This window comes from Magnetospirillum moscoviense, from assembly GCF_001650635.1.
In the GTDB taxonomy this organism is placed as follows: Bacteria; Pseudomonadota; Alphaproteobacteria; order Rhodospirillales; family Magnetospirillaceae; genus Magnetospirillum; species Magnetospirillum moscoviense.
The window spans coordinates 25,590-44,844 of record NZ_LWQU01000124.1 but is presented as its reverse complement, the minus strand read 5'-3'; the positions used below and the strand labels follow the sequence as shown (position 1 = coordinate 44,844).

Genomic DNA, 19,255 nt, shown 5'->3' with positions numbered 1-19,255 from the left:
GCACGCCGCTTATCTCACCGTCAGGCGCACCGATCCGCGGTTGTTGTCGTAGAATCCCCAGGCATCGTTGGCGTAGGCGTAGAAATAGCCTGATTCCTTCGGCATATAGGTGCAGCCCGCGCCGATCTCGAAGGTCTCGTGCTGGACCGGGGTGCCGGGCTGGCTGCCATTGGCGATGGCCCCCATCAGACAGAACCACGGCGAGGTTTCGTGGCGGCGGGTGCCGCGGAAATCGGCGCTGGGATTGCCGGTCATCGACTTGAAGGCCTCTTCCGCCAGTCCCCACAGGCTGCCGGCGACATGGGCGATCTCGCCCAGTTGGAACTTGCCGTCATTGGTCCCGGCCGGCCCGGCGGTGACCTTGGCGTCCAGCCACTGCCCCTCGGCCGCGAAGGTGTATTTGCGGCCTTTTTCCAGCCAGATTCCGGTCTCGTTCCACGGCTCGCGGGCATAGATCGCAAAGGTCAGTGCATCGCCCGGCTTGAGATCGTGCTGCACCCGATAGGGGGCCTGCTCGATCGGCGGGACCACCAGGCGGTCCAGCGTCGATGGGTGCAGGACCGAATTGGTCGGTTCAAGGCGAGGGACCGCGCGCGGCTGGGTGCCCAGCAGCTTGAACACGCCGTCGCAGGAATCATGGATGACGTCCAGGTGGCTGGCGGTGATCTGCGCGCGCATCGGCGGGGCAAATTCCAGGCCGCACATTTCCGCCTCTTCGATCATCCACAACAGGGCGCCGTTGGCCAGTCCGGCCTCGCGGTACGATCCGCCCACATCGCTGTGCACGCCGGGGAACCACATCTCCGTGGCGTCCTGCTTCGGCGCCGCGACCCAGCGGGTCGGCTGGAAGGTGGCCCGCATCTCGTCCAGAGCGATGGCGTGGCGGGCGACCTCGATGTGGGGATTGAGCGCGGTGTCGTGGAAGGTGTAGTCCTTCAGCCGATCCAGCAGATTCAGGAAGGCCATGTCGTCGGGAATGCCCAGGGCGCCGACGGTGTCCCACACCCCCAGGAAGCGGATGGGAATGTCGGCCTTGGCGGGCTGGCTGCCGCCGGGGCCGTGGAACTGCCATCCGGCGGTGTCCATGGTGCCGCCCTTGCGATAGCCGGTGTCGAACAGGTGTTGCACGCGCCGCCAGGCCACGTCGTCGGCCAGGCCGGACGTATCCAGCAGGCCGCAGCGATTGATCAGGCCAGACAGGCTGCGCACCGTATAGGCGCCGCGGCTGAAGCCGAACAGGAAGATGGAATCGCCGGGCCGATAATGATCGCACAATTCGCGATAGGCGCTTTGGACGTTGCGGTCCAACCCGGCCCCGGCCCCACCGCCCATGGCCTTTTCCCACCAGGTGCCGTCGGTGCCGACGCCGGGATGGTAATATTTGTGCTGGGCGACGCCATTCTTGTCGGCCGGCGCCAGGGCATTGAACAGGCGGACCACGTTGGTCGGCACCGGCACGCCATCGACCCGCTGGTCGGGAGTGTTCCAGGTTCCATCGCAACAGATGACGATATTCTTGCCCATAGCACCCTCCCCCAGCGCATGACAAACAGTCAATGCGCGTTTAGAGGGCCAGCGTATCCCATTACAACCCGCAATGGAAGCGCCTAGCCGCCAAGGGCCGCCAGGTCTTCGGGAGTATCGATGTCGGCCAACACCGCTCGATCGGTCATCTCGACCAGGATGGTATGGGGGCCGCCGATCAGGGCGCGCGCGCCCTGGTCGCCGGACAACGCCGCCAGAGCGGTGAAATGGCTTTTGTCGAACAAGACCGGATTGCCGCGCCGCCCATTGAACACCGGCGCGGCGATGGTGGGGCCGCAGGCATTGTCCAAGGCGGCCATCAGTGCGCGCAAATGGTGCGGCGCGACCAGCGGCATGTCGCCCAGCAACACGAACAATCGATCGGCCCCACCGACAGCCGCCAGCCCACACACCAGCGACGAGGCCTGGCCGTCGCCGGGACGGGGATTGACCATCACCCTGGCTCCGGCCGACAGCAGGGCCGAATCCAGATCGCCGCTTTCCGGGCCGACCACCGCCACCACCGGATCGCAACCGGCCTCGATTGCCGCCATCACCGGCCAGACCGGCAACGGCCGGCCGTTCCATTCCACCATCATCTTGCCGCCGCCCATGCGGGTGCCCAGACCGGCGGCCAGGACCAGGGCGGCGGTCTTCATGACGTCCGCTGCGACGGCTTGCCCCGTCGGGCGGCGATGATCTGGGCCAGGACCGAGACGGCGATTTCTGCCGGATTGGCCGCGCCGATATCCAGGCCGACGGGGGCATGGATGCGGGCCAGCGCTTCCGCGCCCACCCCCAGCCCGGCCAGGCGTTGCAGACGCTTGGCGTGGGTGCGGCGACTGCCCAGCGCGCCGACATAGAAGGCGTCCGAATCCAGGCCGCGGATCAGGGTGGCATCGTCCAGGGCGGCGACATGGGCCAGGGTGACGATGGCGGTGCGGGAATCGAGGATCAGCTCGGGCAGCGCCTCTTCCGGCTGACGACTGATCAAGGTGGCGCCGGGGAAGCGTTCCGGCGTCGCGAACGAGCGGCGCGGATCGACCACCACCACCTTGAAGCCGACCAGTTCGGCCATGGCCACCAGCGACTGGGTGACGTGGACGGCGCCGACCACCACCAGCACGGTGGCCGGTTCGTGGATGCGGGCGAACAGTCCCTCGCTCGGGCAGCCCGACTGGCCACTCGCCAAACGCTGGCCGATATCGGCCATCACCTCGGGCGACAGTGCCAGATGCCCGTGATTGCCGACGGGGTCGACCAGGGTCTGCTGGCCGCTGGCGAGGTCGATCACCAGGGCTGCCGGCTGGCGCTGGGCGGTGCGCTGGGCCAGACGGGCCAGCAAGACGGAATCAGGCCTGATCAGCGCCACCACCACATTGCCGCCGCACGGCAGGCCGGCGCGCCGCGCGGTATCGTCGTCGATGGCGAAATCCATCACCTGGATCGGCCGGCACAGGTCTTGCGCGGCCTCGACCACGGCGGCCTCGATGCAGCCGCCCGAGACCGAGCCGGCAAACAGCCCGTCCTCGCGCACCGCCATGTAAGACCCGACACCGCGCGGCGCCGAGCCCCAGGTCGAGACCACCACCGCCAGCACCACCGGGTTGCCGTCGGCCAGCCAGCCGGCCGCCGCGTCCAGCACCTGTTGGTCATCGGAAGGGGCGTGCCCGATGGCGGTCAGCGACATGATCTCAGTCTTCCCACAACCGGTCGATCAGGCGCTTGGCCAGGCCTTGCGCCACCCTGCGGCGGTACTTGGCGCCCATCACCGTGGTCTTCAAGACCAGGCTGGTCTTGCGCACGCTTTCGGTCAGGACCTTGGCGGCGTCGGCGTCCCAGGCCTTGCCGATCAATCCGTCGGTGGGAACCATGACCGGGGCCGAGTTGGTCCCGGTCACCGCCACCTTAAGCGCGGCGATGGTCGCGCCATCCTTGCGCAACGACACGGCGATGCCGGCCAGCGGGAAATCGACGGCGTCGCGCACCCGGGCCTTTTCATAGGCCGAGCGCAGGCCATCGGCCGGCGGCAGTTGGATGGCGCAAACGATCTCGCCGGGATTGAGCGACAGGTGCTGCGCCCCGGATTCGACGAACAACTGGGCCAGCGGCAGCGTGCGCTTGCCGATGGGGCCTGCGATTTCGGCGGTGGCGCCCAGCACCATCAGGGCCGGGGCGACATCGCCGTGATAGGTGGCGTAGCAGCGGTCGCTTTTGACCACCACATGGCATTTGTCGCCCTTGAGCTTCAGGCAATAGCCGTTGCCTTCCCGCCACCATTCGCTTTGGTTATAGAAGACGCAGCGGGTGTCCTGGCACAGATTGCCGCCCAAGCTGGCCGCCGCCCGATGGGTCGGCCCGGCCACCCCCAGCGCCGCCTGGGCCAGGCCCGGATAGGCGGCCAGCACATCCGGGTTCTCGGCGATGGCTTCCAGGGTGGCGCCGGCGCCCAGCCGCAGGCCGCCATCGGCGGTGGGTTCGATGGCGGCAAAGCCGTCCAGCGCGGTCAGATCGACCAGAACGGCCGGTTCCAACAGACCACGGCGCAGATTGGGCACAAGGTCGGTGCCGCCGGCCACCGCGTGGGCGCTGCCTTCGGTCAGGGCCTTGCAGGCCTCGGGCAGGCTGGCGGGGCGGACGGTCTTCAGGTCGGGCATCAGGTTCATTGGGCGGCCTCCTGGGCGGCGTCCAGCCATTCGGTGATCCGGTCGGGCGTCAACGGCAGGGTGTCGGGGCGGATGCCGACGGCGTCGTACACCGCGTCCATCACGGCGGGCAGGAAGCCGGCCAGCATGCCCTCGCTGGCTTCCTTGGCGCCGAACGGGCCGTTGGGGTCGATGCTTTCGACGATGAACACCTCGATGTCCGGGCTTTCGGCCATGGTCGGCACCCGGTAATCCAGCAGATTGCCGTGCAGCATGCGGCCTTCGTCGTAGCGGGTTTCCTCGCTCATCGCCTGGCCCATGCCCATCCACACGCCGCCCTGGACCTGGCCTTCCACCGCCAGCGGGTTGAGCGCGCGGCCGACATCGACCGCCACCCACACCTTGTGGGCGGTGACCTTGCCGGTCACCTCATCGACGCTGGCCTCGACCACCTGGGCGGCATAGCAAAAGCCCATGGTGGCGCCGATGGCGCTGCCCCGGATCTTCTTGTCGCCCATGAACTCGGTCGGGCAGGTGAAGGTGCCCTTGACGGTCAGGGTGCCGGTGTCGATCAGCGCGGCCTTGACCACCTCTTGGAAGGCCAGGCCCGGGTCCTGGCCGCCGGCGACGCGATAAAGCTCGCCCTCGACCTCGATGTCGGCGGGATGGGCGTCCAGCTTCCTGGCCGCCGCCTCGACCAGCACCTTCTTCAGGGCGCTGGCGGCGTCGATGCCGGCATTGCCGACCATGAAGGTGACGCGCGACGAGTACGACCCGTTATCCTTAGGCGTCAGCGCGCTGTCGGCGGAAATCACCTTCAGGCGGCCCCAATCGACGCCCAGCACCTCGCCGACCACCTGGGCGACCATGGTGTTCGAGCCCTGGCCGATATCGGCGGCGCCGGTCAGGATGGTGATACCGCCGTCGAAATCCAGCTTGAGGTTGACGGTGGCGTGCGGCTCGCCGGTCCAATGCTTCGGCGTCGAGGTGCCCGAGACGAAGTGCGAGCAGGCCAGCCCCAAGCCCCGGCCGCGCCCCAACTTGCCGCGCCGCTCGGCCCACCCCGACGCCGCCACCACCTTGTCGATGCATTCCGGCAGGCCGTAGCTCATCACCTTCTGGGCATAAAGGGTGGTGTAGGGGATGGCGCCGATCAGATTGACCCGGCGCACATCGGCCGGGTCCAGCCCCAGTTCCACCGCCATTTCGTTCATCAGCGCCTCGAAGGCGGCGCGGGGGTCGACGGTGCCGTGGCCGCGCTGGGCGCCGCAGGGCGGCGTGTTGGTATAGACCCGCCAGCCGTCATGCTTGATGTTGGGGATGTCGTAAAGACCGTGCAGCAGCGCGCCGGAATAAAGGATGGTGATGATGCCATAGCCGGCATAGGCGCCGCCGCGCTGGATCACCTCCATATGGCAGGCGGTGATGCGGCCGGCTTCGGTCAGGCCCAGCTTCAGCTTGATCTCGGTGTCGGGGCGGCCGCGATGGGCGATGAAGGTCTCCTCGCGCGTTTGCATCAGCCGGACCGTGCCTTGCGCCTTGCGGGCCAGCAGGGCCGCGATGATCTCGTGGTGCAAGGTCTCGGTGCGTGCGCCGAAGCCGCCGCCCAGGAACGGCTTGATGACGCGGATGCGCGCGGTGTCCATCTCCAGGCATTGGGCCACCTTCAGGTGGACGTAATAGGGAACCTGGGTGGTGGTGGTCAGCGTCAGGGTGCCGCGTTCGGCGTCGAACTCGGCCAGGGTGGCGTTGGGCTCGATATGGGCGTGGTTGATCTCGGCGAAACGGAAGCTTTTCTCGCGCACCAGATGGGCGGCCTTGAATCCGGCCTCGGCATCGCCGAACTCGTTGTGGACGTCGCGCAGCACATTGTTGGGCTTGTCGTCATGCAGCACCGGCGCGCCCGCGGCCATGGCCTTCCTGGCCTCGAACACCGCCGGCAGCGTCTCGTACTCGACGCGGATCAGCTTCAGGGCGCGGGCGGCGGTTTCCTCGTCGATGGCGGCCACCGCCGCCACCGGGTCGCCGCGGTAACGCACCTTGCCCTTGGCCAGCGGATATTCGTTCTCGGCGATCGGCAGCACGCCGTAAGGCTTGTCGCAATCATCGCCGGTGCAGATGGCCACGACGCCGTCCAGGGCCAGGGCGGCCGACAGGTCGATCGACTTGACCAAGGCATGGGGATGCGGGCTTCGAAGAATGCGCCCGACCAGGGCGTCGGTGGCCTTCATGTCGCCGGTATATTTGGCCTTGCCGGTGACCTTCTCGATGCCGTCGATCAAGGGCGTCGGCACCCCGACATTGCCGGTGCGCGCGGCCTTTTCCAGTTTGCGGGCGGTCATGGGCTGACCCCCTTGGCGGCTTCCACCGATTCGACGATCTTCACATAGCCGGTGCAGCGGCACAGATTGCCGGCCAGGGCCGCCTTGATCTGGTCGCGGCTGGGATCGGGGTTTTTGCGCAGCAGGGCCTCGGCCGCCATGATCATGCCGGGCGTGCAAAAGCCGCACTGGGTGCCCAGCTTCTCGTGGAAGGCCTGCTGCAGGGCGCTCATCCGGCCCGAGCGGGTCAGGCCCTCGACCGTCTCGACCCTTTTGCCCGCCACCTGATGGGCCAGGGTCGAGCAGGCCAGGCGCGGGCGGTCGTCCACCAGCACGGTGCAGGCGCCGCACTCGCCGCCGTCGCAGCCCTGCTTGGTGCCGGTCAGGCCGGCGAAATCGCGCAGGTAATCGATCAGCAGCATACCGTCGGGGATCAGGTCCTCGCGGCGGCGGCCATTGACGGTCAGGGCCAGGATGGATTTCAAAGCGCGCTCTCCTTGGGTTGTCAGTCGGCCAGCTGGATCAGCAGGCGGGTCAGTTCCTGGCGATCCTCGGGCGTCAATTTGGCGGCCAGCTCGGCCTCGTGGGCCAGGACCAGCTGCTCCATGCGGGCCAGCTCGGCCCGCCCCAGTTCGGTCAGTTCCAGGCAATGCGAGCGGCGATCGACCGCCGACGGCTCGCGCACGATCAGGCCGCGCGCTTCCAGCTGATCGACCACCTTGACGATGGTCGAACGCTCGACCTCCATCGCCTCGGCCAGGCGGCTTTGCGCCAGGCCGGGATTGGCGGCGATCACCTGCAGCATGCCGAACAGGCCCGGCGTGATACCCGCCACCTGGCCGACCGTGCGGGCGAAATGCTTGAACAGCGACACCTGGGCGCGACGCAGGTGGAAACCCAGCAATCCCGGCAGCATGCCGTAGGACAGCGATCCGGTTTCGATGATGGCGGGCTTGCGACGGGCGGTCATGGGCGGCTCCTGGGTGCGAGGATATTGTTCACCAAGGAAACAAAAGCCGTCAAGGAATTTGTATCCCAGGTGAACAATGCCCTTCAAATTTCCCTGGCCGTGCTATGGCCAAGGGAATACCCTTCCGGATGTATGGCGGCGTAGGGGCGTCACGATGGGTATGCGGCCAATGAAGGGACTGTTGGCGGCTTTCGCCATCTTGGCGATGGCGGCCTTTCCATGGCCCACTGGCGCCGCGCCGGCCTCGATCACCGTGGTGATGGACGACAATTATCCGCCCTATGTCTTCAAGGATGGCGGCGGCAACCTTCAGGGCATCCTGGTCGATGTCTGGGCGCTGTGGTCCAAGAAGACCGGCATTCCGGTCACCCTGCGCGGCCTGGATTGGGGCCAGGCGCTGGCCGAGTTCAACGATGGCAAGGCCGACGCCATCGACACCATCTTCCGCAATCCGGCGCGCGAGAAGATCTACGATTTCTCAGGCCCCTACGCCACCATCGACGTGCCGCTGGTGTTCGACGCCCATCTGTCGGGCATCAAGGACGCCTCGACGGTCAAGGGCTTCACCATCGGGGTCAAGACCGGCGACGCCTGCATCGACGTCCTGGCGGAAAGGGGCATCGACACCGTCAAGCCCTATCCCAGCTACGAGGCGATGGCCGACGCCGCCGCCGCCGCCGAGTTGAAGGTGTTCTGCATCGACAAGCCGCCGGCGATCTATTTCCTGACCAAGAAGGGGCTCGAGCGCCGATTTCTGACCTCGCCGCCGCTTTACACCGGCCAGTTCCATTGGGCGGTCCGCAAGGGCCAGACCGCGACCTTCCGCCTGATCGAGCAAGGCTTCGCCCAGATCACCGCCGCCGAACGGCAAGAGATCGACAAGCGCTGGCTGGGCCAGGGCCTGACCAGCGCCGAGGACGAGGAATGGCAGCATCAGGTGACCGTCGCGGCCGTCGTGGCGGTGGCGGTCGGGCTGGGCCTGGCGGCCTGGGCGTGGTCGCTGAGGCGCCGGGTCCGCATCAAGACCGCCGAGTTGCGGGGCGCCCTGGATCGGCTGGCGATGTCCGAGCAGCGCTTCCGCACCATTTTCGACAACATCAGCGACGCCATCTTCATCCACGATGCCGATACCGGGGCCATCTTGATGGCCAACCAGCGGATGCGCGACATGTACGGCGTGCGCACCGTGGCCCTGGCCGACATTCGCGTCAACGACCTGAGCGAAGGCAACCCGCCCTATGGCGAGGCCGAGGCCATGGCCTGGATCGCCCGCTCGGCCGACGGCCCGCAATGTTTCGAATGGTACGCCCGGCGCCTGGACGGCAGATTGTTCTGGGTCGAGGTCAGCATGCGCCGCGCCTTCATCGATGACGGCCCCGAGCGGCTGCTGGTGGTGGTGCGCGACATCGACGAACGCAAGCAGGCCCAGGACCAGCTGACCCGCACCATCGACGCGCTGAGCCGGTCGAACACCGACCTGGAACGCTTCGCCTATGCCGCCTCGCACGATCTGCGCGAGCCGCTGAACACGGTGGTCCGCTTTGCCCAGTTGCTGGAAAGTCGCTACGCCCCCCAATTGGGCGAGGACGGCGCCGACATCATCGGCTTCGTGGTCCGGGGCGCCAAGCAGATGGTGGCGCTGGTCGATGGCTTGCTGGACTATTCGCGCGTCAACGCGCTGGTCGAGCATTTCGAGCCGGTCAGCCTGGACAAGGTCCTGGCGGTGGTCGGCGACAATTTACGGGCCGCCATCGCCGATTCCGGGGCGCGATTGACCATCCCGGCGCTGCCGGTGGTCACCGGCGACGAAATCCAGCTGATCCAGCTGTTCCAGAACCTGATCGGCAATGCCATCAAGTACCGCAATCCCGAGGCGGCCCCGATCATCGCCCTGGAATGCCGGGCCGAGGGCTTAAGCTGGCATTTCAGCCTGACCGACAACGGCATCGGCATCGCCCCGGAATTTCGCACCCAGGTCTTCACCATCTTCAAGCGGCTGCACACCCACAGCGCCATCCCCGGCGTCGGCATGGGCCTGGCCATGTGCAAGCGCATCGTCGAACGCCACGGCGGACGCATCTGGGTCGACGAGGCGGCAAGCGGCGGCACCGTCTTCCATTTCGTGCTGCGGGCGGAACTGGATCAGCCCGCGCCGCGCGCCTTCGCGTAAAGACCGGGATCGGACAACAGCCGCCGCGCCACGTCCTGTTCCAGACTCTGACCGGCCCGGTTCGACGCCGGGCAATGGCTGCGCTGCTCCAGCCGGGCCACATCGCTGCCCAGGGCGGCCGCGCGCGCTTGTCCGGCCCGGCCATCGTCCAGTTGCGCCAACACCTCCGACACCGTCGAGGCATTGGCGGTGCACAGCGTCGGGATCATCCCGATACCATCGACCCGCCGGCCGTCTGCCGCTTCGATCCGGCCGGTGGTCAGGCGAACCGAGCCATAGGCCCCCATCGGCAACATATCCTGGATGATCGCCTTGGCCGCCGTGGAAACGCCGATCCCCACCGCGCCGGCCTTGGCCTGCAAGTGATCCGCCAACAACTCGCATCCGCCGGCGGTGTAGCGGTCCACCAGCACCACCAGCGGCACGCCACGCCCCAGCCCGGCCAACGACCCGTTTGTCGGCGATGCCGGCCAGGACTGCCTTTGTCGCAGCACGAAGGGCGAAATTCCCGGTTCGAACATGGCGGCAGCGGCCCAAAGATCATGAAGCGAGCCCCCCGCGCAGCCCCGCAGGTCCAGAACCATGCCGTCCGATTTCGGCCCATTGTCCGGGATCGCTTTCTTGATCGCCCCACCGATTGTATGCACCGATCCCTGCTGAAAGGCCTCGGCCGTCACCCAAACCAGGCGATCACGGACATCGACATCGATGGACGCACCATACGCCCGAACCAGCCCGATATTGACCGAGCCTCCGGTCTTGGCCAGCTGGACCGTCAGCGTCACCGTACTCTGAGGCTGGCCGCGCAGGCGGGCTGCCACCTCTTCCCCGGTCCGCCCGCCGACGGGAACGCCGTCCACCGCGACGATCCGATCGCCGGGCGACAATCCGGCCCGGGCCGCCGGCGAACGCGGCTGAACCCGAATGATCAATCCCCCCGTCTGCGTCTGGTCCAGCGCCACACCGACAATTCCCGCTCCCGCCATTTGCTGGACCGAGACCGGAACGAAGCGCGAGCCGGACCCCAAGCCGGACAGGGCCTTGTCGGCCATCTTGGCGAACAAGTCCGTCGGCTCTTGGGCCTTCAATCGCGGCGACGAGGAGATCGCCGCATTGATCGCCGGCTCCCACTCGAGCGGCTCGAGCGGGCGCCCATCCAGTCGCAAGGACGGATCAAGGTCACTGAGCCCGGCCAATCCGTCCGCCACGAAGCGATCCGCCGAGACCGGCTCGAGGTGGATACGAAGAACCGTGTGCATCATCTGGACGAAGTCGCGCCCGATAGTCTCGCGCAGGGCCGGCCGCGTCCTGGGCGCGGGATGGGCGACGGCCTCGAAGACCGGCTTCGGCGCCGCCCCGGCCGCAGCGGGCTTCTCCACCGGAAAGTCCAACCGCGCCACCGGAGACGTGCTGCCAGCGCACGGCAAGGATTGCGGCGGATGGGCGGCCAACATGGCATCGACCATCACTTGCTGGATACGCTCGGGAGGGGCGGCATCTACCGCGCCGGACAGCCGCGCCGCCGACCGAACCAATTCGGCCGAAATCTCTCGCCAGGACGTTTCCCCCAAGCCGCCGACCGCGTTCTTGTCAAAGGGCGGCTTGCCCTTGACCTCGACGCGGACATGATCGCGGGTGCGCGTGAACGACAGATCGGGATCGATCTCGGCCAGCCCATTCAAGCCGGCCAGCGCCAATTGCTCGGCCCGCACCGCCGTCCCATGCGCGCGGACCGTCAGTTCCAGCGCCTGCCCGAACGCGGTGCCCCTTCCGGGCGACGTATCGAAGCAGGCAAGCGGTACCGATTTCTGCGCGCAACCGGCTTGCAGCAAAACCACCAGGAACAGTGCGGCCCGAGAAACGTTCGCCATCGATGCCCCCACGACCGATCCCGGCCATGACACGCATCCGTCAGGCGAATGTCAACAGGGGAACAACCCTTAATGATCGGAGCCGTGCAGGATCTTGTCGGCCAGGCCGGTATCGTAGTCCTGGCCAGCCTTGGTCAGGGTCAGGGCATAGGGGAAGGTGCCGCGGATCAGGCCCTTCCTTTCCAGCGCCACCCACACCGCCTGATTGGCAAGGCCGGTGGCGTCGGCGGTCATCACCACCTTGCGCCCGACATGGAAATGGTTGCCGTGCGGCTGCGGCAGGGTGGTCAGCACCTTGTCGCCGCTTTCCAGCGTGTTGCTGGTCTCGTCGGACCTGGCCAGTTCCTGGAACAGCACCAGGGTCTTGCTCTGCAGGGGATTGAGCTTCAGCGGATTGATCTTCGGCGGCATGGGAATCTCCGGGTCGGGGGTGCGGATTATGCCCCTCTGGGCGGCGTCCGCCAATCCCCGACGATGGCCTGAACCACCGCCAGGGCGGCGATGGCGGCGGTTTCGGCCCGCAGGATGCGCGGCCCCAGCGACACCGGCCGGGCAAAGGCGCAGGTGGCCAACAGGGCGCGTTCCTCGGGGGCGAAGCCGCCTTCCGGGCCGACCAGCACCGCCAGCGGGCCGGATTGCGGCAAGGCCTGGGCCAAGGGCGGGCCCGACCCGCTTTCATCAAGGAACATCAAGGTGCGCGCTGGGTCCCAGCCGGCCAGCACCTTGTCCAAGGCCGCCGGCTCCGCCAGGTCGGGAACGGTCAGGCGCTCGCACTGCTCGGCCGCTTCCATCAGGTGGGCGCGCAGGCGGTCGGTATTGACGCGGGCCGCCACGGTGCGCCGGGTGAAGACCGGCCACAGGCGGCTGACCCCAAGCTCGGCCGCCTTTTCGGCGACCAGATCGGTGTTGTCCTTCTTCAACGGCGCCGCCAGCAGCCACAGATCGGGCTCGGGTGGCTGGGGGCGGGTCTGCGCGCCGATGACCAGCCGCACCGCGTTCTTGCCGACATCGGTCAGTTCGCCCTGCCATTCGCCGTCTCGGCCGTTGAACAGCAGGACCATCTCGCCCAGCTTGGCCCGCATGACATTGGCCAGATAGTGCGACTGGTCCTTGCCCAAGGTCAGGACGGCGCCCGCGGCCAGGTCGGCGGCAACGTACAGGCGGTTCATGCGTCGGCAGCCGTGACGTGCAGGCAATTGCCGTCGATGGCGGTGACCACCACCTTGGTCCCGGCCGGCAGATCGGGGCCGGCGACGCTCCAGGTGGTGTCGCCGATGGTCATGCGGCCGCGACCGTTCTGCAGGGCGCCATCCAGGACGTGGCGGCTGCCGATCAATTGCTCGCCCCGCTTGTTCAGCAGCGGCTGGTCCGAGACCGGCTGGCGCAGGCGAGCGTACAGCCGCCGCCCCAGGACCGCCGACGCCACCGTCAGCACGGCGAAGACCACCCCGTGCACCTCCCAGCCCAGACCGGGAGCCACATAGGCGAGGATGCCGGTCAGGAAGGCGGAGATGCCCGGCCACAGCAGGAAGGTGCCCGGCACCATCGCCTCGAGGGCGATCAGGGCGCTGCCCAGGATCAGCCAGTGCCAGAAGACCGGGACCATCGCTATTCCCCGGCCGGCAGGATCGGACCGCGCGACAGGGACTGCACCGGCCCCGGCTTGCCCAGGGCGTCCTTGGCCAATTCGGCGATGCCGGCGATGGCGCCGATGACGCCCGAGGCCTCGAGCGGCATCATCACCAGCTTCTGGTTGGGGGCGGCGGCGACCTTCTCCAGCGCCTGGACATAACGCTGGGCGACGAAGTAATTGACCGCCATGCCCTGGCCGCCGCTGATGGCTTCCGAGACCATGGACACCGCCTTGGCCTCGGCCTGGGCCTCTCGCTCGCGGGCCTCGGCATCGCGGTAGGCCGCCTCGCGGCGCCCTTCGGCGGCCAGGATCTGGCTTTGCTTCTGGCCCTCGGCCTTCAGCACCTCGGCCTGCTTCAGTCCCTCGGCCTCGAGGATGGCGGCGCGCTTGTCGCGCTCGGCCTTCATCTGACGGGCCATGGCGTCGATCAGGTCGCGCGGCGGGGCGATGTCCTTGATCTCGATGCGGGTGACCTTGATGCCCCAGGGCTGGGTCGCCTCGTCCACCACCACCAAGAGCTGGGCGCTGATGCGGTCGCGCTGCGACAGCAATTCGTCCAGGTCCATGCCGCCCATCACCGTGCGGATGTTGGTCATGATCAGGTTCAAGATCGCCACCTGCAGGTTGGACACCTCATAGGCGGCGCGGGCGGTGTCGAGCACCTGGAAGAACACCACCCCATCGACGGTGACCATGGCGTTGTCGCGGGTGATGATTTCCTGGCTGGGGACGTCGACCACCTGTTCCATGACGTTCAACTGGCGACCGATGCGGTCGATCAACGGGATGATCAGATGCAGGCCCGGCGACAGGGTGCGGGTGTAGCGCCCGAATCGCTCGACGGTGAATTCGAAGCCCTGCGGCACCACCTTGACCCCCAGGACCACCAGAACGACCGCCAGGACCACCACGGCCGCGGTGAAGAGTGCCAAACCGGACATGATTTCCCCCCGATGATCGCGCTTATCGCGAGTATAGGGATAAGTCCGAACTTTTGTCGCCGCAAGTGTTGCCCGCCGGACCGGCTCGGGGCATAACCCAGGCAGGGATCACGGAGGAACAGCATGGACAGCATCGGCATCGTCGGCGCGGGCGCGTGGGGAACGGCTTTGGCGGCCACCATCCGCCGGGCCGGGCGCAACGTCGTGCTGTGGGCGCACGAGGCGGAAGTCGTGGCCGGCATCAACGCCACCCGCACCAACGCCACCTATCTGCCCGGCATCGCGCTGGAATGCGGCATCCGCGCCACCATCGACCTGGCCGAGATCGCCGCCCAAGGGGTGGTGCTGCTGGTCACCCCGGCCCAGCACCTGCGCGCCACCGCGCGCGCCCTGGCGCCGCTGTGGCGCCCCGGCACCCCGGCGGTGATCTGCGCCAAGGGCATCGAGCAGGGCACGCTGGCGATGATGACCGAGGTGGTCGAGGCCGAACTGCCCACCGCCGCCATCGCCGTGCTGTCGGGTCCGACCTTCGCCATCGAGGTGGCGCGCGGCCTGCCGACGGCGGTAACCCTGGCCTGCGCCGACCAAGTGTTGGGCAAACGTCTGGTGGAGGCGGTCGGCACGCCGACCTTCCGCCCCTATCTGGCCGACGATCTGGTGGGCGCCGAGATCGGCGGCGCCGTCAAGAACGTGCTGGCCATCGCCTGCGGCATCGTCGAGGGGCGCGGCATGGGCGACAATGCCCGCGCTGCCCTGATCACCCGCGGCCTGGCCGAGCTGACCCGGCTGGCGGTGGCCAAGGGCGGCCGGCCCGAGACCCTGATGGGCCTGTCCGGCCTGGGCGACCTGATCTTGACCGCGTCATCGACCCAGTCGCGCAATTACTCGCTGGGCTTCGCCCTGGGCGAGGGCCGCTCGCTGGCCGATATCCTGGCCAGCCGCCGGGCGGTGACCGAAGGGGTGTGGAGTGCCGGCGCGGTGGTCGACCTGGCCGGCCGCCTGGGCATCGAGATGCCGATCTGCGCCGGCGTCGATTCGGTGATCAATCGCGGCCAGGACCTGGACCAGGCCATCGCCGCCCTGCTGAACCGGCCGTTTCGGGCCGAGACCCGATAAAACCAAGGAGAGCCCCCATGTATGTCGTTCATTGCCAAGACAAGCCCGGCGCCCTGCAGCTGCGCCAGGACAACCGCGCCAACCACCTGGAATACCTGAAGGCCCATCCGGACAAGGTGGTGATGGCCGGCCCGGTGCAGACCGAGGACCGCACCGGCATGGTCGGTTCGGTGCTGGTGCTCGATTTCGCCAGCCGCGCCGAGTTGGACACTTTCCTGGCCGGCGACCCCTATGCCAAGGCCGGCCTGTTCGAGACGGTCACCGTTCTGCCCTACAAGAAGGTCCTGCCCTGATGGCCCGCTGGCTGGTCAAGTCCGAACCCGGCGCCTGGTCGTGGGACGATCAGGTGCGGGACGGTGTCACCGCCTGGACCGGCGTGCGCAATTACCAAGCCAGCAATTTCCTGAAGGCGATGAAGGTCGGCGACCTGGCGTTCTTCTATCACTCGGTCGATGAGAAGCGCATCGTCGGCATCGTCGAGGTGGCGCGCGAGGCCTATCCCGACCCCACCGCCGAAGACCCGCGCTGGGTGTGCCCGGACCTCAAGGCGGTGCGGCCGGTCCCCCACCCGGTGACCCTGGCCGCCATCAAGGCCGACCCCCGCCTGGCCGACCTGGCCCTGATCAAGCAATCGCGCCTGAGCGTCATGCCCATCGACGACCAATCATGGGACATCCTGTGCGGGTTGGGGGGCGTGGGTCCGTGATCCTGTGCGCCCTGGCCGACCTGCCGAAGAAGGGCGCCAAGGGGCCGTTCCGCCTGACCATCAACGGCCAGGTCGAGGCGGTGTTCGTGGTCCGCCAGGGCCCATCCGTCACCGCCTTCGTCGATCGCTGCCCCCATGTCGGCGCGCCGCTGGAAATGGAACCCGACCACTTCCTCGATTTGTCCAAGACCGAGATTCTATGCTCGCTGCACGGCGCCCGCTTCGACCCGGCCACCGGGCTGTGCCGTCTGGGCCCCTGCAAGGGCCGCTCGCTGGTCGCCGTGCCGGTTTCCATCGAGGATGGAATGGTGGTCGCCCCAGAGTGACCATCCGCTGACAACAGCGTTACAATGTTGCGCTGCAGCACAAGGGAATCTGTCGTTTGTTGCGTCCAGGGGGTTGAGTCATTCCAACAACTTGACCATAATCCCCGCCTGCACCGGGGTTAACAACAAAGCCCGCCTCCCCCTTCCTACGGGCAAAACCATAATCGAGTGGAGACAAACCGACATGGCCGACCTTTTTCCGGTTCCCGCGGAATTCGCCAAGAATGCGCTGATCAACGAGAAGACCTACCAGGAGTGGTATGACCGGTCGGTCAAGGACCCCGATGGCTTCTGGGGCGAGCACGGCAAGCGCATCGATTGGATCAAGCCCTACACCAAGGTGAAGAACGTCAGCTATTCAGGCGACGTCAGCATCAAGTGGTACGAGGACGGCACCTTGAACGTCGCCGCCAACTGCCTGGACCGCCACCTCGAGAAGCGCGGCGACCAGACCGCCATCATCTGGGAAGGCGACGACCCGAACGAATCGAAGCACGTCACCTACCGTGAACTGCACGAGCAGGTGTGCCGCCTGTCCAACGCCATGGAAGGCCTGGGCGTCAAGAAGGGCGACCGCGTCACCATCTATCTGCCGATGATCGTCGAGGCCGCCGTCGCCATGCTGGCCTGCGCCCGCGTCGGCGCCATCCACTCGATCGTGTTCGGCGGCTTCTCGCCCGACGCCCTGGCCGGCCGCATCCAAGATTGCGACAGCTCGCTGGTGATCACCGCCGACGAGGGTCTGCGCGGCGGCCGCAAGGTGCCGCTGAAGGCCAACGTCGACAAGGCGCTGGAGACCTGCTGGTCGGTCAAGAACGTCATCGTCGTCAAGCGCACCGGTGGCAACATCCACATGGTCACCGGCCGTGACAGCTGGTACCACGACCTGACCGAAAAGGCCGCCCCCACCCACAAGCCGGCCGAGATGAGCGCGGAAGATCCGCTGTTCATCCTTTACACCTCGGGTTCGACCGGTAAGCCGAAGGGCGTGCTGCACACCACCGGCGGCTATCTGGTTTATGCCTCGATGACCCATCAGTACGTCTTCGACTATCACGAGGGCGACATCTATTGGTGCACCGCCGACGTGGGTTGGGTCACCGGCCACTCGTACATCGTCTACGGCCCGCTGGCCAACGGCGCCATCACCTTGATGTTCGAAGGCATCCCGACCTACCCGGACGCCTCGCGCTTCTGGCAGGTGTGCGACAAGCACCAGGTCAACATCTTCTACACCGCTCCGACCGCCATCCGCTCGCTGATGCGCGAAGGCGAGGAACTGGTCAAGAAGACCAGCCGCAAGAGCCTGCGCCTGCTGGGCTCGGTCGGCGAGCCGATCAATCCGGAAGCCTGGCTGTGGTACCACCGCGTCGTCGGCGACAATCGTTGCCCGATCGTCGATACCTGGTGGCAGACCGAGACCGGCGGCATCCTGATCACCCCGCTGGCCGGCGCCACCGCCCTGAAGCCGGGTTCGGCCACCCGTCCGTTCTTCGGCGTCAAGCCGCTGATGGTCGATGCCGAGGGCAAGGTGCTGGAAGGTGCCGTCGAAGGCAATCTGTGCCTGGCCGAGCCGGGCTGGCCGGGCCAGATGCGCACCATCTACGGTGACCACGAGCGCTTCGGTCAGACCTATTTCTCGACCTATAAGGGCCTGTACTTCACCGGTGACGGCGCGCGACGCGACGCCGACGGCTATTACTGGATCACCGGCCGCGTGGACGACGTCATCAACGTGTCCGGTCACCGCATGGGCACCGCCGAGGTCGAATCGGCCCTGGTCGCCCATCCGAAGGTGGCCGAGGCCGCCGTCGTCGGCTATCCGCACGAGATCAAGGGCCAGGGCATCTATGCCTATGTCACCCTGATCCAGGGCGAAGAGCCGTCGGAAGACCTGCGCAAGGAACTGGTGGCCTGGGTCCGCAAGGAAATCGGCCCGATCGCCAGCCCCGACCTGATCCAGTGGTCGCCGGGCCTGCCCAAGACCCGTTCGGGCAAGATCATGCGCCGCATCCTGCGCAAGATCGCCGAGAACGATTACGGCACCCTGGGCGACACCTCGACCCTGGCCGATCCGACCGTCGTCGATGATCTGATCGACAACCGCATGAATCGCGGCTAAAACGGTTCCGATGACTGGGAAGGGCCCGCCGCATCGTCGGCGGGCCCTTTTCTTTGAACGGACCCGATGAAAAGGACGCCGTGGGTGATCGTCGAAATCCTGGTGGCGCTGGTCGCGGGTTACCTCGTGCTGGTCGCCGCCACCGCCTTGTTTCAGCGCTCGATGATCTATCATCCCGGCCGCACCCGGCCCGAGCCGGCCGCGGTCGGCCTGCCCGAAATGGTGTCGCTGCAGGTTTCGTCGGCCGATGGCTGGCTGGTCACCGGCTGGTACGCGCCGCCCACCAAGCCCGACCGCGTCACCATCGTCTTCTATCACGGCAATTCGGGCACCATCGCCGACCGCGCCGCCAAGGCGCGGCGCCTGCTGGATGCCGGCCATGGCGTTTTGTTGGCCGGCTATCGCGGCTTTGGCGGCAATCCCGGCAATCCCACCGAGGCCGGGCTGGTCATGGACGGCCGGGCCGCCCTGCACTGGCTGATCGGCAAGGGCATCCCGCAAAGCCGCATCGTCTTGTACGGCGAATCCCTGGGCACCGGCATCGTCACCCGCCTGGCCGGTGAGCTCGAGGACTTGGCCGGCGTGATCCTGGAAGCCCCCTTCACCTGCCTGCCCGACCTGGCGCCGTCCTATCTGCTGCCCGGCCTGGCCCGGCTGCTGATGGCCGATCGCTTCGACAACCGCGTGCAGATCGGTGCCGTCACCGCGCCCTTACTGCTGCTGCATGGCGAGCTGGACGATCTGGTGCCGGCGAGCATGGGCAAGGAAATCCTGGGCCGGGCGCAGTCGGCTCGCGAAAAGCACGGCCTGTTCCTGCCCGAGACCGGGCATAACGACATCTGGGACAAGGGTGGCGCCGACGCGGTGATGGAATTCCTGGCGGAATTGACCCGGTGGTAGCGAGAAGTCG

The 19,255-nt window shown here is 67.2% G+C and carries 19 protein-coding genes; 7 read left to right on the top strand and 12 right to left on the bottom strand.

The genetic code is table 11. From position 1 onward, the window contains the following. Positions 1-9 precede the first annotated feature (9 nt). The 7 genes from A6A05_RS06965 to A6A05_RS06935 form a co-directional block, all read right to left on the bottom strand. Positions 10-1,524: a DUF2235 domain-containing protein gene (locus tag A6A05_RS06965; protein WP_068498805.1), complete on the bottom strand. Its 1,515-nt coding sequence runs from the start codon at positions 1,522-1,524 to the stop codon at positions 10-12. Positions 1,525-1,607: 83 nt separating this feature from the next. After that, positions 1,608-2,183: a nucleotidyltransferase family protein gene (locus tag A6A05_RS06960; protein WP_068498802.1), complete on the bottom strand. Its 576-nt coding sequence runs from the start codon at positions 2,181-2,183 to the stop codon at positions 1,608-1,610. Beyond that, positions 2,180-3,214 (bottom strand): XdhC family protein, encoded by a 1,035-nt coding sequence (locus A6A05_RS06955; RefSeq protein WP_068498800.1) that lies wholly within the window; start codon positions 3,212-3,214, stop codon positions 2,180-2,182. The genes A6A05_RS06960 and A6A05_RS06955 overlap by 4 nt, the downstream gene beginning before the upstream one ends. A gap of 4 nt (positions 3,215-3,218) precedes the next feature. Continuing rightward, positions 3,219-4,190 (bottom strand): 4-hydroxybenzoyl-CoA reductase subunit beta, encoded by a 972-nt coding sequence (gene hcrB / locus A6A05_RS06950; RefSeq protein ID WP_068498799.1) that lies wholly within the window; start codon positions 4,188-4,190, stop codon positions 3,219-3,221. Next, on the bottom strand, positions 4,187-6,511 hold the full coding sequence (hcrA, locus tag A6A05_RS06945) for a 4-hydroxybenzoyl-CoA reductase subunit alpha (RefSeq protein WP_068498797.1): 2,325 nt from the start codon (positions 6,509-6,511) through the stop codon (positions 4,187-4,189). Before hcrA ends, hcrB begins: the two co-directional genes overlap by 4 nt. Then, on the bottom strand, positions 6,508-6,975 hold the full coding sequence (gene hcrC, locus A6A05_RS06940) for a 4-hydroxybenzoyl-CoA reductase subunit gamma (protein ID WP_068498795.1): 468 nt from the start codon (positions 6,973-6,975) through the stop codon (positions 6,508-6,510). The genes hcrA and hcrC overlap by 4 nt, the downstream gene beginning before the upstream one ends. Before the next feature lie 20 nt (positions 6,976-6,995). After that, positions 6,996-7,460: a MarR family winged helix-turn-helix transcriptional regulator gene (locus A6A05_RS06935; protein WP_068498793.1), complete on the bottom strand. Its 465-nt coding sequence runs from the start codon at positions 7,458-7,460 to the stop codon at positions 6,996-6,998. Between the two features lie 169 nt (positions 7,461-7,629). Here A6A05_RS06935 and A6A05_RS06930 point away from each other — a divergent pair, with 169 nt between their 5' ends. After that, positions 7,630-9,630, top strand: coding sequence for an ATP-binding protein (locus A6A05_RS06930; protein WP_068498791.1), 2,001 nt, complete (start codon positions 7,630-7,632; stop codon positions 9,628-9,630). Here A6A05_RS06930 and A6A05_RS06925 read toward each other — a convergent pair. The 5 genes from A6A05_RS06925 to A6A05_RS06905 form a co-directional block, all read right to left on the bottom strand. Continuing rightward, complete coding sequence (locus tag A6A05_RS06925) at positions 9,603-11,501, bottom strand: S41 family peptidase (RefSeq protein ID WP_068498789.1); 1,899 nt, start codon at positions 11,499-11,501, stop codon at positions 9,603-9,605. The genes A6A05_RS06930 and A6A05_RS06925 overlap by 28 nt on opposite strands. A 69-nt stretch (positions 11,502-11,570) precedes the next feature. Next, the gene (locus tag A6A05_RS06920) at positions 11,571-11,912 is read right to left on the bottom strand and encodes a hypothetical protein (protein WP_068498787.1); all 342 of its coding nucleotides are present in this window, start codon (positions 11,910-11,912) and stop codon (positions 11,571-11,573) included. Positions 11,913-11,938: 26 nt separating this feature from the next. Then, positions 11,939-12,670 (bottom strand): 16S rRNA (uracil(1498)-N(3))-methyltransferase, encoded by a 732-nt coding sequence (locus A6A05_RS06915; RefSeq protein WP_068498785.1) that lies wholly within the window; start codon positions 12,668-12,670, stop codon positions 11,939-11,941. Further along, complete coding sequence (locus A6A05_RS06910) at positions 12,667-13,107, bottom strand: NfeD family protein (RefSeq protein ID WP_068498782.1); 441 nt, start codon at positions 13,105-13,107, stop codon at positions 12,667-12,669. Before A6A05_RS06910 ends, A6A05_RS06915 begins: the two co-directional genes overlap by 4 nt. Before the next feature lie 2 nt (positions 13,108-13,109). Beyond that, a complete protein-coding gene (locus A6A05_RS06905; RefSeq protein ID WP_068498780.1) occupies positions 13,110-14,075 on the bottom strand; it encodes an SPFH domain-containing protein in 966 nt (321 codons plus the stop codon). Positions 14,076-14,198: 123 nt separating this feature from the next. On the opposite strand from A6A05_RS06905, the gene A6A05_RS06900 reads away from it, so the two are divergent. The 6 genes from A6A05_RS06900 (at position 14,199) to A6A05_RS06875 (ending at position 19,245) form a co-directional block, all read left to right on the top strand. Continuing rightward, positions 14,199-15,191 carry an NAD(P)H-dependent glycerol-3-phosphate dehydrogenase gene (locus A6A05_RS06900; RefSeq protein ID WP_068498778.1) on the top strand — a complete coding sequence of 331 codons (993 nt, stop codon included), beginning with the start codon at positions 14,199-14,201 and terminating at the stop codon, positions 15,189-15,191. Positions 15,192-15,208: 17 nt separating this feature from the next. Continuing rightward, complete coding sequence (locus tag A6A05_RS06895; RefSeq protein ID WP_068498776.1) at positions 15,209-15,484, top strand: YciI family protein; 276 nt, start codon at positions 15,209-15,211, stop codon at positions 15,482-15,484. After that, positions 15,484-15,897, top strand: a complete 414-nt coding sequence (locus A6A05_RS06890; protein ID WP_068498774.1) for an EVE domain-containing protein — start codon at positions 15,484-15,486, stop codon at positions 15,895-15,897. The genes A6A05_RS06895 and A6A05_RS06890 overlap by 1 nt, the downstream gene beginning before the upstream one ends. Beyond that, positions 15,894-16,223, top strand: coding sequence for a Rieske (2Fe-2S) protein (locus A6A05_RS06885; protein ID WP_068498773.1), 330 nt, complete (start codon positions 15,894-15,896; stop codon positions 16,221-16,223). The genes A6A05_RS06890 and A6A05_RS06885 overlap by 4 nt, the downstream gene beginning before the upstream one ends. A gap of 184 nt (positions 16,224-16,407) precedes the next feature. Further along, positions 16,408-18,345, top strand: a complete 1,938-nt coding sequence (acs, locus tag A6A05_RS06880; protein ID WP_068498770.1) for an acetate--CoA ligase — start codon at positions 16,408-16,410, stop codon at positions 18,343-18,345. An 84-nt stretch (positions 18,346-18,429) separates the two neighbouring features. Further along, a complete protein-coding gene (locus A6A05_RS06875; protein ID WP_245644215.1) occupies positions 18,430-19,245 on the top strand; it encodes an alpha/beta hydrolase in 816 nt (271 codons plus the stop codon). The last annotated feature ends 10 nt before the right edge of the window (positions 19,246-19,255 follow it).